Source organism: Lysinimonas soli (assembly GCF_042655435.1).
Taxonomy (GTDB): Bacteria; Actinomycetota; Actinomycetes; order Actinomycetales; family Microbacteriaceae; genus Lysinimonas; species Lysinimonas soli.
In genome coordinates, this window is record NZ_JBHSMG010000002.1 from 483,830 (window position 1) to 497,894 (window position 14,065).

Genomic DNA, 14,065 nt, shown 5'->3' on the forward strand with positions numbered 1-14,065 from the left:
ACTGATTCCGAAGCGTCGCGAGCCGCTACGCTGTCGGAATCGAGAGTCGGAGGTCGATGTCCCCCGTGAGCAGCACGTCCGAACCGGCCATGGAGCACGCGTCCACGGCCACGACAGCGGCGTCCGCGCCCCAGATCGTTCTGCGCGGCCTGCGCAAGACCTTCGGTCGCGTCGTGGCGGTCGATTCCGTCGACCTCGAGATCGGCGACGGCGAGTTCTTCGCGATGCTCGGCCCCTCGGGTTCGGGCAAGACGACGGTGCTCCGGATGATCGCGGGCTTCGAGCGGCCGACGAGCGGCACGGTCATCCTGGGCGGGGTCGACGAGACGAACCTGCCGGCCTTCCGCCGCGACGTCAGCACCGTCTTCCAGGACTACGCGTTGTTCCCGCACATGACCGTCGGGCAGAACGTCGGGTACGGCCTCAAGGTGCGCGGCGTCGGCGGCGCCGAGCGCACCCGCCGGGTCGGCGAGGCGCTCGAGATGGTTCGGCTCGGTGACCTCGGCGCGCGCAAGCCGGGCGAGCTGTCGGGCGGTCAGCGGCAGCGCGTGGCGCTCGCCCGGGCCCTCGTGACGCGACCCAAGGTGCTGCTGCTCGACGAGCCCCTCGGGGCGCTCGACCTCAAGCTGCGCGAGCAGATGCAGCTCGAACTCAAGTCGATCCAGCGCGAGGTCGGCATCACCTTCCTCTTCGTCACCCACGATCAGGACGAGGCCCTCACCCTCTGCGACCGGCTCGCGGTCTTCAACGCGGGGCGCATCGAGCAGGTCGGCCCGCCGGGGGAGGTCTACGAGTACCCGGCGACGCCCTTCGTGGCGGGCTTCGTCGGATCGTCGAACGTGATCCCCGCGGCGCTCGCGCCGTCGGTGCTGGGCAGGCCGGGCACCTACGCGATCCGGCCCGAGAAGATCCGCGTGCTCCCGGCGGGCGCCACGGCCTCGGCCGGCGAACTGAGCGTGCAGGGCACGGTGGGCGAGGTGGTCTACTCCGGCCCGACGACCCGCATCGTCGTCGCCGGTCCCGACGGGCTGCAGCTGTCGGCGACCGTGCTCAATGCCGATGCCCCCGACTCGTCCGCCCTGCGGCGAGGCGACCCGATCGCCCTCGCCTGGCACGAAAGCGCTTTGCGACCGCTCGAGCTCTGACCCGCAGCATCCACAGCACACGAGAGGAACATCATGATCAGGATCCGCAAGTTCGGCGCGGCGCTCGCCGTCGCCGCAGCCCTGGCCGTCACGATCGCCGGCTGTTCGAGCGGCACCGGTGGGGGTTCCAGCACGTCGTCGGCGGCCGGCCTGCCCAACATCGCCGCGCAGAAGAAGCTCGGCGCGGGGGAGGGCAAGCTCAACATCATCGTGTGGGCCGGCTACGCCGAAGACGGCTCCGACGATCCGACCGTCGACTGGGTCACGCCGTTCGAGAAGCAGACCGGATGCCAGGTCAGCGCCAAGACCGCCGGCACCTCCGACGAGATGGTGCAGCTCATGCGCACGGGCCAGTACGACGGCGTCTCGGCCTCGGGCGACGCGACGCTCCGGCTGATCTACGGGGGCGACGTCGCCCCGGTGAACACGAGCCTCGTCTCGAACTACGCGACCATCTCGGACTTCCTCAAGATGAAGGCCTGGAACTCGGCCGGCGGCAAGATGTACGGCATCCCGCACGGCTGGGGCGCCAACGTGCTGATGTACAACCCGGCCGTCGTGACCACGGCGCCCGACTCCTGGTCGGTCGTCTTCGACAAGAACTCCCCGTACCACGGCAAGATCACCGCCTACGACTCCCCGATCTACATCGCCGACGCGGCGTTGTACCTGAAGGCGACCGACCCCTCGCTCGGCATCAAGGACCCGTACGCCCTGACCGAGAAGCAGCTCGACGCCGCGGTCGCGCTGCTCAAGCAGCAGAACGCCAACATCGGCGAGTACTGGTCGGACTACACCAAGGAGGTGCAGGCCTTCGAGTCGGGCAGCTCCGTGGTCGGGACGACCTGGCAGGTGATCGCCAACCTGGTGCAGTCCGACGGCAAGGTGAAGGTCGACACGGTCGTGCCCAAGGAGGGCGTGACCGGCTGGTCCGACACCTGGATGATCGCGGCGAAGGCGAAGCACCCGAACTGCATGTACCAGTGGATGAACTGGATCACCTCGCCCAAGGTCAACGCCCAGGTCGCGGAGTGGTTCGGCGAGGCGCCGTCGCAGACGAAGGCCTGCACCGAGACCACCGATCCGAAGTTCTGCGACAGCTACCACGCTCTCGACGCGTCGTACGCCGCGAAGATCCACTACTGGACGACGCCGCAGACCAACTGCGTCGACGGCAGCGGCAAGACCGACTGCACGGCCTATTCGGAGTGGACCACCAAGTGGCAGCAGATCAAGGGCTGACACCCGGCCCCGTCACCGGCTCCCCCGCGGCACGCTCCGACGTGTCGCGGCGGGGGCCGGTGTCGGCGTTCTTCGCCACCCGGCCCAAGACCCGCCTCGGCCTGCTGCTCACTCCACCGCTGCTGTGGCTCGTGGTGGCCTATCTCGGGTCCATCGTGATCCTGCTGATCACGGCGTTCTGGACCGTCAACTCCTTCACCGGGCGCGTCGAGCCGGCGTTCCAGTTCGGCAACCTGACCGCGCTGGTAACCGATCCGCTGTACCGCGAGGTCACGCTGCGCACCCTGCTGGTCGCGCTCGGGGTGACCGTCATCGACGCCGTGATCGCCTTTCCGATGGCGTTCTACATGTCGAAGATCGCCAGCCCGCGCACCCGTGCCCTGTTCCTCGTGGCCGTGACGACGCCGCTCTGGGCCAGCTACCTGGTCAAGGCCTACGCCTGGCGCGTGCTGCTCGAACCGAACGGTCCGATCGACATCGTCACGGGCGGGCACTCGCCCGGCTACGGGCTGCCCGCCGTCGTCATCACGCTGGCCTACCTGTGGCTGCCGTACATGATCATCCCGCTGTACGCGGGCTTCGATCGCGTGCCGACCTCGCTGTTCGAGGCGAGCGCCGACCTCGGCGCGTCGACCGCGCGAACGGTGCGCTCCATCGTGCTCCCCCTCGTCTTTCCGGCCATCGCCGCCGGCTCGATCTTCACCTTCTCGCTGAGCTTCGGCGACTACATCGCCGTCACGATCGTCGGCGGCAAGACCCAGCTGCTCGCCAATCTCATCTACGGACAGCTGGTGACGGCCAACAACCAGCCGCTGGCCGCGGCCCTGTCGATCGTGCCGCTGCTGGCGATCATCCTGTATCTCGTCGCGATGCGACGCACCGGCGCATTGGAGAACGTCTGATGGAGTTCTCGAGGTCGTTCCGGGTCGCCCTGCGCATCGGCATGTGGCTCGGCCTGGCCCTGCTCTACGTGCCCCTGATCCTCATCGTCATCAACTCCTTCAACCGCTCGAAGACGTTCTCCTTCCCCCCGACCGGCCTGACGCTGGAATGGTGGATCGCCGCCGCGCACAGCACGGGAGCGCTCAACGCGCTCGGCACCTCGGTGCTGGCCGGGCTCGGGGCCACCGCGATCGCGCTCATCCTGGGAACGATGGCGGCCTTCGCCGTGCAGCGCTACCGCTTCTTCGGCCGTCACACGATCAGCTTCCTCGTGGTGCTGCCGATCACCCTGCCCGGAATCGTCACCGGCATCGCCCTGAACGCGACCTTCACGGCGGTGCTCGGCCCCTTCGGGATCGGCCTCGGGCTGGCGACCGTCATCATCGGCCACGCGACCTTCTGCATCGTGATCGTGTTCAACAACGTGCAGGCGCGCCTGCGCCGGCTCGGCACCTCGCTCGAGGAGGCCTCGGCCGACCTGGGGGGAACGGGCTGGCAGACCTTCCGCTACGTGACCTTCCCCAGCATCCGTGGAGCCCTCGTCGCCGGCGCGCTGCTCGCCTTCGCCCTGAGCTTCGACGAGATCGTCGTCACGACCTTCACGGCCGGCCCCGAGGTGCAGACGCTGCCGATCTGGATCTTCGGCAACCTGTTCCGCCCGAACCAGGCCCCCGTCGTCAACGTGGTGGCCGCGGTGCTGACCATCGTCGCGATCGTGCCGGTGTGGCTGAGTCAGCGGCTGGCCGGCGACTCGATCACGAGCCGGGTGTGAGCTCCGAGAGCAGGCGATAGCAGCGCTCGAGCCGAGCGGTCCACCAGTGGCGCCGGTCGTTGCTCGCGGCGAAGTCGGCGAGCACCCTCTCGTCGACCTCGACCCGGCGCACGGGGATCGCGCCGTTCACCGCGACGAGCGGGTCGATCGCGACATCCGTCTCGAACAGGCCGACCGTCGCGAGGCCGCAGTCGTAGTTCAGCTCGGGGATCGCGGCGGCGAGCGCGGCACCCATCGAGATGCCGACCGAGGTGTCGAGGGCGCTCGAGACGACCACCGGCAGCCCGGCCTCGGCCACGATCTGCAGGGCACGATGGATGCCGCCCAGCGGCTGGGCCTTGATCACCAGCAGGTCGGCGGCGCCGGCCCGGGCGACGGCGAGCGGATCCTCCGCCTTGCGCACGCTCTCGTCGGCCGCGATCGGCAGCTGCCAGTCATGCAGGCGCTCGCGCAACTCGGCCAGCTCCGCGACCGTGGCGCAGGGCTGCTCGAGATACTCCAGGTCGAAGCCGGCGAGGGCGTGCGCGGCATGCTCCGCCTCGTCGACGTTCCAGCCGCCGTTGGCATCGACGCGGATGCGGCCCTCCGGCCCCAGGAACGCCCGCGTCGCCTTCACGCGGGCCACGTCATCCGCGATGACCTGCCCGGGCTCGGCCACCTTGACCTTGACCGTGCGCGTTCCTGCGTAGCGGGCCAGGATGCCGTCGACCTCGGCCGCGGGCACCGCGGGCAGGGTGGCGTTGACGGGGATCCGCTCGCGCAGCGCGGGCGGCGGTGCCGACCAGCCGAAGTCGATCGCCGCGCCCAGCCAGTTCGCGGCCTCCGGGTCGGCGTACTCCGTGAAGGGGGAGAACTCGGTCCAGCCCTCGGGGCCGCGCAGCAGCATCGCCTCGCGCACCTCGATGCCCCGGAACCGGGTGATCAGGGGAAGGGTGACGACGTGCGCGCCGGCGAGCAGTTCGTCGATCTCGGGAAGCTCCATCGCCCCAGTCTGCTCCGCGTCGCGCGCCGGCGGCAGTCGCCGGTGTCACGGATTCTCACCGGACCGAGCCGACGCCGAGCCGCGTGGCTAGGCTGAGCTCAGGCGGCTGGACCCAGTCGCCGAAGGGACCGACATGAGTGTTCCGCCTCCGAACCGCCCCGGCGCGCCCCGCCCGGCCGGCATCGGCGCCACCTACACGGCGAATCAGACACTGCAACGGCAGCAGACCGGCTACATCCCGGTCATGGCGGCCGGCCACACCGAGGTCATCACCACGGCGCCGACCCTCGGCCAGTTCTGGCGCAGCGACGTGCTCAGAACCACGACGCGTCGCCGACCGCGGTGGGCGGGGATGGCCGCTTTCTGGCTGAGCCTTGCCGCGATCGGCTTCCTGCTGATCGGCTCGCTGACGGGAATCGAGCTCGTGCGCGCCATCGCCCTGCCGCTCAGCGCGGTCGCGGGGTTCTTCGGACTGATCGCGGTCATCGCCCGCATCGGCCGGGCGCTCGGTTTCGTCGGTCTGATCCTGGCGCTGGTCGGCAACATCTTCGTGCTGAGCTGGATCGTGCGGCTGTTCTCGTAGGCCGTCTTAGGCTTGACGACGTGGATGAGCCGACTCCTGCCGCGCCGAGCGTCGCCGCGCCCGTGGAGGGCCTCGAGCCGGGCATGACGATCCTGCGCCGGGTGCGCCGGCCGCGGCGCTGGCCTGGGATCGCGGCGAGCGTACTGGCCCTGCTCATGCTCGTGGCGACCGGCTCGGCCATCGCGGTCGCGTCGGGCGGGCGGTTCGCGATCTCGACCGGTCTCGCCTACCTCGCGATCGCGCTGAGCGCCGCCGCGGTCGTCGTCGGCATCGTCGCGATCGTCGGGCGCTGGAGCCGCGGAGCCGGCATCGTCGGCGTGATCGTGGCCGTGCTCGGCAACCCGCTCGTGCTGCTCTACGGCCTCACCGCCCTCGGCGGCACCGGATGACCGCGGGGCGCGCGTCGACGCGCCAGAGCACGTGACGCGGCGTTCGCGATGAAGCGGCTGACGGTGGTTCCGGCCGGCGCCGGGGTGCTCTCCGCCTTGCGCGCGGCCCTCGCCGGGGGCGACGCACTGCTGGTCTCGGCGGGTGAGCAGGTGCCCGAGGGTCTGCCCGACGTGGTCGAGCAGCGCATCGCCCTCGTGGTCGAGACCAGCGGATCGACGGGACGGCCCAAACGGGTCGCCCTCTCGGCGGATGCCCTGCTCGCCAACGCGGGGGCCAGCGAGTCGGCGCTCGGCGGGCCGGGGCAGTGGGTGCTCGCCCTGCCGACCCACTACATCGCGGGACTCAACGTGCTGGCGCGCTCTCTCGCCGCCGAGACCGAGCCGGTCGTCGTCGAGGGGGAGCACTTCACGGCGGCGGAATTCGTGGCGGCCGTCGGGCGCATGACGATCCCCGAGCGCTTCGTCTCCCTGGTGCCGGCCCAGCTCGCCACCCTGCTCGACGACGCCGCCGCGAGCTCGGCGCTCTCGGCCTTCGCGGCCGTGCTCGTCGGCGGACAGGCCACGCCGGGACCGCTGCTGGATCGCGCGCGCGCCGCCGGCATCCGGGTGCGGCGCAGCTACGGCTCGAGCGAGACCAGCGGCGGATGCGTCTACGACGGGCACCCGATCGGCACGACCGAGGTGCGCATCGTCGACGGCGAGGTCTGGATCGGCGGCCCCGGCCTGGCCGAGGGGTACCTCGGCGACCCCGAGCTGACGGCCGAACGATTCCCGACCGCGGATGGGGTCCGCTGGTTCCGGACCGCCGACACGGGCAGCTTCGACGGGGAGGTGCTGACCGTCACGGGACGTCGCGACGACGTGCTCATCTCGGGGGGTGTGAAGGTCGCGCTGGGCGCGGTCGAGCGCGTGCTGCGCGAGCGGCCGGGCCTCTCGGATGCCGTGGTCGTCGCGATCCCGGACGAGCGCTGGGGCGAGGTGCCGGTCGCGGTGACCGCGGCTCCGCTCAGCACGCTGGATGCCGAGGCGGTGGTCGAGGCGGGCGCGGCGGTCGCGGCGGCGCTCGGACCGGCGGCGCGCCCCGCGCGTATCGTGCGCTGGGATGCCCTTCCCCTACTGGCGAGCGGCAAGGTCGACCGGCTCGCCGTGCGCGCGAGGCTGCTGGGCGGCGACGGATAGACTGCGCCGGTGGCGAAGCAGCAGAGCAAGAACTCCCGCACGAGCAACGGGAACCGCCGACCCGGGGGAGCCCCGGCGAAGCCCACGTCCGGTCGCAATCGCGGCAGGAGCGGGCATCCGGGCGGCCGGGTCACCTCCGAGGCCCGCCCCGCGACGTTGGGGACCTGGATCGCGGGATCGCGTCCGCCGACCCTGCTGATCGCCGTCGCGGCCGTCGCGCTCGGCACGGGAGCGGCCGCGGTCGAGCTCGCTCACCCGTGGGAGCACTGGGTGCGCGCGGTGCTCGCCCTCATCGTGGCGATCGCGCTGCAGATCGCCGTCAACTTCGCGAACGACTACTCGGACGGCATCCGCGGGGTCGACAAGAACCGGGTCGGGCCTCCGCGTCTGGTGGGCTCGGGTCGCGCCGCGCCGCGCACGGTGCTGACCGTCGCGATCGTGTTCTTCGGCATCGCGGCGGTGGCGGGCGGCATCCTGGTGTGGCGCAGCGGTGAGTGGTGGCTGCTCGCCGTCGGCGCGGTCTGCTTCGCGGCCGCCTGGTTCTACACCGGGGGCAAGCACCCGTACGGCTATTACGCCCTCGGCGAGGTCGCGGTGTTCGTGTTCTTCGGGATCGTGCCGGTCGCCGGGACCGTGTACACGCAGACCGGCACGGTCAACCTCGAGGGCTGGCTCGGCGGCGTCGCGATCGGCGCGTTCGCGGCCGCCGTGCTCGTCGTCAATAACCTGCGCGATCGCGAACGCGACGCGCTGAGCCGCAAGCGCACTCTCGCCGTCCTGCTCGGCGACCGCGGCACGCGCGCGCTCTACGTCGTGCTGATGCTCGTTCCGCTGGGGCTGCTGGTGTTCTTCTCGGTGTTCTACCTGAACGCGCCGTACGTCTTCTTCGACGCGATCATCGTGCTGCCGGCGATGGCGATCGTGCTGTTCGCCAAGACCGGCCGCGAGTTCGTGACCGCGCTGCAGCTCACGCTGCTTGCCACCTTCGTGTACGGCGTCGGGCTCGCGGCGGCGCTGGCGTTCTGACGGTGCCGGCGCTTGGCGGCAGCGCCGTGACGGCGCCGGCCGGCGGGCTCGGCTAGCGGCCGGCCGCGTCCTCGATGTCTTCGTCGCTCGGACCGGCGGAGGCCGGACGCGCCTTGCCGGCACGGGTCTCGGCGATCTCGCGGGCGACCCGCTCGCGCAGGGGAGCGAAGAAGATGTACGAGATGCAGAAGGCCAGCACGGCAGCGCCGACGGCGGCGATGAGCCACGCGAGCGACGGCCAGGTCGGGGCGGCGAGCGCGTAGAGCACCCCGAAGAGCACCGCGAACAGGCCGAGGCGCACCGCCGAGAACAGGATCCATGCGCGCACGGGCGCCAGTCTAGGCGCCGCGGCTGGGAGCCGATCTAGACTCGCTCCCATGGTCCGCGTGCTGATCCCGCTCATCCTCGTCGGGATCCTGGTGTTCGCGATCGTCGACATCATCGTCATCGACAACGCACGGGTGCGCGGTCTGCCCAAGTTCGCCTGGATCCCGGTCGTGATCGTGCTGCCGTTCATCGGGCCGCTGCTCTGGTTCTTCCTGGGCCGCGAACGTCTCGAGGAGTACAGCAACGGCCGCTACGCCAACGACCCGGCGCCGACGCCGGAGCCGGGCCGTCGCTTCGGGCCCATCGCCCCCGACGACGACCCCGACTTCCTCGGACGGCTCAACCGGGAGCAGGAGCAGGAGGAGCGCATCCGCGAGCTCGAGAAGCGGCTCAAGGAGCTCGGCGATGACAAACCCAAGGACTGAGGCGGGCGCGAGCTCGCCGGCCAGCGCCTTCGCCACGGCCCTGCTCGCGGAGTTCCTCCGCCTCGGGGTGACCGACCTGGTGCTCAGCCCGGGATCCCGTTCCCAGGCCCTCGCCCTCGCGGCGGCCCGCTTCGAGCGCGCCGGTCTGCTGCGCCTGCGCGTGCGCATCGACGAGCGCTCGGCCGGGTTCCTGGCGCTCGGGATCGCCGTCGAGACGGGGCGGCCCGTGCTGCTCGTGACCACCTCGGGAACGGCCGTCGCCAACCTGCACCCCGCCGTGCTCGAGGCCGCGCACTCCGGGGTGCCGCTCGTCGTGCTCAGCGCCGACCGGCCGGCCGAGCTGCGCGGCATCGGGTCGAACCAGACCACGGTGCAGCCCGGGATCTTCGCCGCCGCCCCGGAACGCTCGTGGGACGTCGCCGCCCCCGTCGGCGACCCCGGCGAGGAAGCCGCCGCGCGCTCGCTGGCGACCGAGGTGCTCGCCGGGATCGGCGGGCCGCGGCACGTCAACCTGGCCTTCCGCGAGCCGCTGTCGTCGACGGTGCCGCTGCCCGAGTTCGAGCCGGGTCCGTGGCAGCCGCCCGCCGCCCGCCGCGAGCCGCTCGAGCTGAAGCCGGGGCCCGGCACGGTCGTCGTCGCGGGCAGCGGCGCGGGCGATGCGGCGGAGGCGGCCGCACGCGCATTGGGCGCTCCACTGCTGGCCGAGGTGGCCAGCGGCGCGCGCTTCGGGCCGAACCTGGTCGCGGCCTACCGCGAGCTGCTCGGGGCCGCGAACTTCGGGGACCGGATCGAGCGGGTCGTGGTGTTCGGGCATCCGACCCTCAGCCGCGAGGTCCCGGCCCTGATCCAGCGCGATGGGGTCGAGACGATCGTCGTCCGAGGCGGAGCGCGCGACGACTACAACCCCGGCCATCGGGTTGCGGCCTTCGCGGATGCCGTGACGGTCGCCGACGACCCCGCAGCCCTCGCGGCCTCGCGCTCCTGGGTCGGGCGCTGGGTCGCCGCCTCGCGCGCCCTGCTGGAGGAAGCGGATGCCGCCCCCGGCGCGGCGCTGACCGACGACTACCGCGAACGCGCCGCATTCGCGAAGGCCCAGCTCGCGCACCTGCGGGCCCCCGTGACCCGCCGCGCTCTCGTCTCGGCCGTGTGGAACGCCAGCTGGCCGCACGACCGCCTGGTCCTCGCGTCGTCGCGCCTGATCCGCGAACTGGACCGGGTCGCGCCCGGCAAGAAGATCCCGGTGCACTCCAACCGCGGCCTGGCCGGCATCGACGGCACGATCGCCACCGCGACCGGCATCGCGCTTGCGCAGCAGTCCGGCGGCGCGCACGGGATCACCCGCGTTCTGCTGGGAGACCTGGCGATGCTGCACGACGCCGGCTCCCTGCTGGCGGGCGTGGGCGAGGAGCGCCCGCGGATGCAGCTCATCGTCGGCAACGACGGCGGGGGCACGATCTTCGACGGCCTCGAGGTCGCGGCGACCGCCGATCCGGCGCTGCTCGAGCGGGTCATGCTGACCCCGCAGTCGGTCGATCTCGCGGAGCTCGCCGCCGCGTACGGCTGGGGATACCGCCGGGTGGGCAACCGCGGCGAGCTGGACCCCGCGCTCACCCCCGGGGACGGGCAGTTGCTCATCGAGGTGCCCCTGGAGCGGTGAGGCCGGGATGGCGGGGGCAGCGCGGTAGCGGGGTAGCGTGACGCTCATGGACGAGCTGCGCGACATCGAGGGCCTGCTGCGCGCCGGGGACGGGTTCGTGCTCGCGGCGGTCGACCCGGCATCCACCCCCGGATTCCGGGGCGGCAAGAAGCGCGGCGTCGCGGCGCTCGCCGCGGGTGCCGTCGAGCTCGCCGAGCTGCAGGAGAAGCTCTACGCCTCGGGCCTCTCGGGCGATGGCAGGCGGGTGCTGCTCGTGCTGCAGGCCATGGACACGGCGGGCAAGGGCGGCATCGTCGGTCACGTCGTCGGCTCGGTCAATCCCTACGGGGTGCACATCGTGGCCTTCAAGGCGCCGACGGCCGAAGAGAGGGAGCACGACTTCCTCTGGCGCATTCGCCGCCAGTTGCCGACGGCCGGGATGCTCGGCGTCTTCGACCGCTCGCACTACGAGGACGTGCTGGTGCAGCGCGTGCGGCAGCTCTCGAGCCCCGACGTGATCGAGGAGCGCTACGACCTCATCGTCGACTTCGAGCGCGAGCTGGTGGCGGCGGGTACGACGGTGATCAAGGTCATGCTGCACATCTCGCCCGAGGAGCAGCGGGCGCGGCTCGAGGCGCGGCTCGACGATCCGAGCAAGCATTGGAAGTTCAACCCCGGCGACCTCGACGACCGTGCGCTGTGGCCGGACTTCATGACCGCGTACCAGCTGGCGATCCAGCGCACCGCGACCGCCGCCGCCCCGTGGTACGTCGTGCCGGCCGACCGCAAGTGGTACGCCCGGGTCGCCGTGCAGCAGCTGTTGATCGAGGCGTTGCGCGGCTTCGGGCAGGCCTGGCCCGCGGCCGACTACGACGTGGCGCGGCAGCGGGCTCGGCTCGCGGCGGAGTAGCGGGCTGCGGGGCCGGTGCCGGGCCCTCCCGCGGGGCCCAGCTGGCGCGGCTGACGCGGCGTGCACGATGTCGGGCCAGGCGCGGGTTCACGCCCGCCTCGTTCGCGAAGGGCCCGCTGGCCCGACACCGTGTTCGCGCGGCCGGTGGCCGCGGCGCCGCCGCCGCGGCGTCGAGGCCGCGGCGCGACCCGCGCGGCCGGCCTACCCGAACGCCTCGACGATCGGGCGGAACTTCAGCCGTGTCTCGGCGAGCTCGCGAGCCGGATCGGAGTCGGCCACGATGCCCGCGCCGGCGTAGGCGGTGATCCCGCCGTCGGCGGCGACCTCGGCGCTGCGCAACGCAACGGCCCACTTGCCGCTCCCGTTGCCGTCGACCCAGCCCACCGGTCCGCCGTAGCGGCGCCGGTCGAGGGGTTCGAGTTCGCGGATCACCTCGCAGGCGGTCGAGGTCGGCGTGCCCGCCACCGCCGCGGTCGGATGCAGCGCTGCAGCCAGGTCGAGCGCCGTCGATCCGTCGCTCAGCGTTCCCTCGACGTCGCTCGCGAGGTGCCAGAGGTTCGGCAGCTTGAGCGCGAACGGCAGATCCGAGGCGACCACGCCGCTGGCGTGGCCGGTGAGCGCCGCGAGCACGCTCTGCACCGCGAAACGGTGTTCGTCGAGGTCTTTGGTCGAGGTCGCCAGGGCGACGGCGGCGGCGTGGTCGGCCTCCGCATCCGCACCGCGGGCCATGCTGCCGGCGAGAACGCGCGCCGTGACCACGCCGTCGCTGACGCGCACGAGTGTCTCGGGGCTCGAGCCGAGCAGGCCGTCGACCGCGAAGGTCCAGGTGTCCGGGTAGCCGAGGGCGAGGTCGACGAGCACCCGGCGCAGGTCGGCACCTTCCGGGAGGTGGCCGATGAGGTCACGGGCGAGCACGACCTTGCTGAGCTCGCCGGCCCGGATGCGGCGCACTGCCTCGGCGACCGCGAGCTGATAGCCGTCGGCGTCCAGCGTGCCCTGGTGGAGCGAGATGCGGTACTCGGCGCCCAGGGGGCGGTGCTCGACCGGCCGTTTCGAGCCGTTGACGCGGGTCACCCAGCTGACTCCGTCGCGCCGCCCGACGATCACCTCGGGCACGATGAGTACGCTCGCCCGCTCGGACTCGTCGTCGAAGGTGAACGCGCCGAACGCGACCAGCCCGGAGCCGGAGAGGCCCACGGGGTTGCTCACCGTCGCGGATGCCGACACCCGCCGCCACGCGTCGGCCGCCTCGCGCAGGCGGTCGGGCCCGTGGAACTCGAGCCGGAGCGCCTCGCCCAGCCCCGCGATCCCGTCGCCGCGCCGCACGAACAGCAGTGGTGCGCTCGGATCGAGCAGGGGCAGCAGCGAGGTCACCTGGTCGACCGCGCGGGTTTCGACCGTCAGCGCGGGAAGCGCTTGCGCGGACTCCGTCACGGCACCAGCCTACGTGCGGGGCCGGTGTGCCGTCGGCGACGGCTGCGGTCCCGCCGTGCGCCGTGCCGGATTCAGGATGCCGGACGCCGCCGCGCCGCCCCGCATCCTGATCCGCGGCCGTGACCGGCGCGTCGTCCTGATCCCGTGACGGCGCCGGGAGGGGAGGAGGCGGGGCGCGAGCCGGCAGGAGCGCACGACCGCGCGCTTGGACGACGCCACGGGAGACCCTCGGGCGTTCTCGGTAGGATCGAACCCGTGGCCAGGGCCGAGATGGACAAGCAGCCGGATGAGGTCTCCGGCATGTTCGACGACGTCGCCAAACACTACGACCGCACCAACGCCGTGATGTCGGTCGGCAACGCCGCGCTCTGGCGCGTCGCGACGGTGCGGGCCGTCGATCCGAAGGCCGGAGAGCGCATCCTGGATGTCGCCGCGGGCACCGGAACGTCGAGCGCGGCCCTCGCCCGCACGGGAGCGACCGTGGTGGCCGTTGACTTCTCGCCGGGGATGATCGCGGCGGGGCGGGAGCGGCATCCGCGGATCGAGTTCGTCGAGGCCGATGCCGAGCGGCTCCCCTTCGGCGACGACGAGTTCGACGCCGTCACGATCAGCTTCGGCCTGCGCAACATCGAGCACCCGAAGGCGGCTCTCGCCGAGATGTACCGGGTGCTGAAGCCCGGCGGCCGGCTGGTCGTGTGCGAGTTCTCGCGCCCTCCGCGCGCTCTGTTCCGCATGGGGTACCAGGCGTACATGCGGTTGATCATGCCGGTCATCGCGAGCGTCACGAGCTCGAACTCCGAGGCCTACGACTATCTCGCCGAGTCGATCCGCAACTGGCCCGACCAGGGCACGCTCAGCCAGTGGATCCGCGGCGTCGGATTCACCCGCGTCGCCTACCGCAATCTCACGGCCGGCGTCGTGGCGCTCCACCGGGGCCGCAAGCCCGAAGACGCCGCGATCCGAGCCTCCACCGCGAAGCGCCGGGCTCCCCGGACCCGGCGACCGCTCGCCGACGCGGCACGTTCCGATGCGGTCACCCCCGACCCGGCCGGCTGACCCCGCCCACGACAGGA

The 14,065-nt window shown here is 72.1% G+C and carries 15 protein-coding genes; 12 read left to right on the forward strand and 3 right to left on the reverse strand.

Annotation, left to right across the window (positions count from 1 at the left end; all coding sequences use genetic code 11):
- Positions 1–56: 56 nt before the first annotated feature.
- Genes ACFPJ4_RS09990 through ACFPJ4_RS10005 form a run of 4 tightly spaced genes read left to right on the forward strand, consistent with a single transcriptional unit; the run spans position 57 to position 4,101 of the window.
- On the forward strand, positions 57–1,145 hold the full coding sequence (locus ACFPJ4_RS09990; RefSeq protein WP_386740260.1) for an ABC transporter ATP-binding protein: 1,089 nt from the start codon (positions 57–59) through the stop codon (positions 1,143–1,145).
- A 33-nt stretch (positions 1,146–1,178) separates the two neighbouring features.
- On the forward strand, positions 1,179–2,387 hold the full coding sequence (locus ACFPJ4_RS09995; protein ID WP_386740261.1) for an ABC transporter substrate-binding protein: 1,209 nt from the start codon (positions 1,179–1,181) through the stop codon (positions 2,385–2,387).
- Positions 2,366–3,289, forward strand: a complete 924-nt coding sequence (locus tag ACFPJ4_RS10000) for an ABC transporter permease (protein ID WP_386740262.1) — start codon at positions 2,366–2,368, stop codon at positions 3,287–3,289. The genes ACFPJ4_RS09995 and ACFPJ4_RS10000 overlap by 22 nt, the downstream gene beginning before the upstream one ends.
- Positions 3,289–4,101 (forward strand): ABC transporter permease, encoded by an 813-nt coding sequence (locus tag ACFPJ4_RS10005; RefSeq protein ID WP_386740263.1) that lies wholly within the window; start codon positions 3,289–3,291, stop codon positions 4,099–4,101. The genes ACFPJ4_RS10000 and ACFPJ4_RS10005 overlap by 1 nt, the downstream gene beginning before the upstream one ends.
- On the opposite strand, the gene ACFPJ4_RS10010 is transcribed toward ACFPJ4_RS10005, so the two are convergent.
- Complete coding sequence (locus tag ACFPJ4_RS10010) at positions 4,085–5,083, reverse strand: o-succinylbenzoate synthase (protein WP_386740264.1); 999 nt, start codon at positions 5,081–5,083, stop codon at positions 4,085–4,087. The genes ACFPJ4_RS10005 and ACFPJ4_RS10010 overlap by 17 nt on opposite strands.
- A gap of 133 nt (positions 5,084–5,216) precedes the next feature.
- Here ACFPJ4_RS10010 and ACFPJ4_RS10015 point away from each other — a divergent pair, with 133 nt between their 5' ends.
- From ACFPJ4_RS10015 to ACFPJ4_RS10030, 4 genes are read left to right on the forward strand one after another with little or no spacing between them, the layout of a single operon-like run.
- Complete coding sequence (locus ACFPJ4_RS10015; protein WP_386740265.1) at positions 5,217–5,666, forward strand: hypothetical protein; 450 nt, start codon at positions 5,217–5,219, stop codon at positions 5,664–5,666.
- 20 nt (positions 5,667–5,686) lie between these two features.
- On the forward strand, positions 5,687–6,055 hold the full coding sequence (locus tag ACFPJ4_RS10020) for a hypothetical protein (protein ID WP_386740266.1): 369 nt from the start codon (positions 5,687–5,689) through the stop codon (positions 6,053–6,055).
- Between the two features lie 48 nt (positions 6,056–6,103).
- The gene (locus ACFPJ4_RS10025; RefSeq protein WP_386740267.1) at positions 6,104–7,234 is read left to right on the forward strand and encodes an AMP-binding protein; all 1,131 of its coding nucleotides are present in this window, start codon (positions 6,104–6,106) and stop codon (positions 7,232–7,234) included.
- A 9-nt stretch (positions 7,235–7,243) separates the two neighbouring features.
- Entirely contained in the window at positions 7,244–8,260 is a 1,017-nt protein-coding gene (locus tag ACFPJ4_RS10030; RefSeq protein WP_386740268.1) for a 1,4-dihydroxy-2-naphthoate polyprenyltransferase, read from the forward strand.
- 52 nt (positions 8,261–8,312) lie between these two features.
- Here ACFPJ4_RS10030 and ACFPJ4_RS10035 read toward each other — a convergent pair whose 3' ends face one another.
- A complete protein-coding gene (locus ACFPJ4_RS10035) occupies positions 8,313–8,588 on the reverse strand; it encodes a DUF4229 domain-containing protein (protein ID WP_386740269.1) in 276 nt (91 codons plus the stop codon).
- Between the two features lie 49 nt (positions 8,589–8,637).
- Here ACFPJ4_RS10035 and ACFPJ4_RS10040 point away from each other — a divergent pair, with 49 nt between their 5' ends.
- From ACFPJ4_RS10040 to ACFPJ4_RS10050, 3 genes are read left to right on the forward strand one after another with little or no spacing between them, the layout of a single operon-like run.
- On the forward strand, positions 8,638–9,012 hold the full coding sequence (locus tag ACFPJ4_RS10040; RefSeq protein WP_386740270.1) for a PLD nuclease N-terminal domain-containing protein: 375 nt from the start codon (positions 8,638–8,640) through the stop codon (positions 9,010–9,012).
- On the forward strand, positions 8,993–10,669 hold the full coding sequence (gene menD, locus ACFPJ4_RS10045; RefSeq protein ID WP_386740271.1) for a 2-succinyl-5-enolpyruvyl-6-hydroxy-3-cyclohexene-1-carboxylic-acid synthase: 1,677 nt from the start codon (positions 8,993–8,995) through the stop codon (positions 10,667–10,669). The genes ACFPJ4_RS10040 and menD overlap by 20 nt, the downstream gene beginning before the upstream one ends.
- Before the next feature lie 46 nt (positions 10,670–10,715).
- Positions 10,716–11,558: a PPK2 family polyphosphate kinase gene (locus ACFPJ4_RS10050; RefSeq protein WP_386740272.1), complete on the forward strand. Its 843-nt coding sequence runs from the start codon at positions 10,716–10,718 to the stop codon at positions 11,556–11,558.
- 201 nt (positions 11,559–11,759) lie between these two features.
- Here the strand turns inward: ACFPJ4_RS10050 and ACFPJ4_RS10055 are convergent, their stop codons facing one another.
- Entirely contained in the window at positions 11,760–12,992 is a 1,233-nt protein-coding gene (locus tag ACFPJ4_RS10055; protein WP_386740273.1) for an isochorismate synthase, read from the reverse strand.
- A 270-nt stretch (positions 12,993–13,262) separates the two neighbouring features.
- Between ACFPJ4_RS10055 and ubiE the strand changes: the two genes are divergently transcribed.
- Entirely contained in the window at positions 13,263–14,048 is a 786-nt protein-coding gene (ubiE, locus tag ACFPJ4_RS10060) for a bifunctional demethylmenaquinone methyltransferase/2-methoxy-6-polyprenyl-1,4-benzoquinol methylase UbiE (protein WP_386740624.1), read from the forward strand.
- Positions 14,049–14,065: the final 17 nt, after the last annotated feature.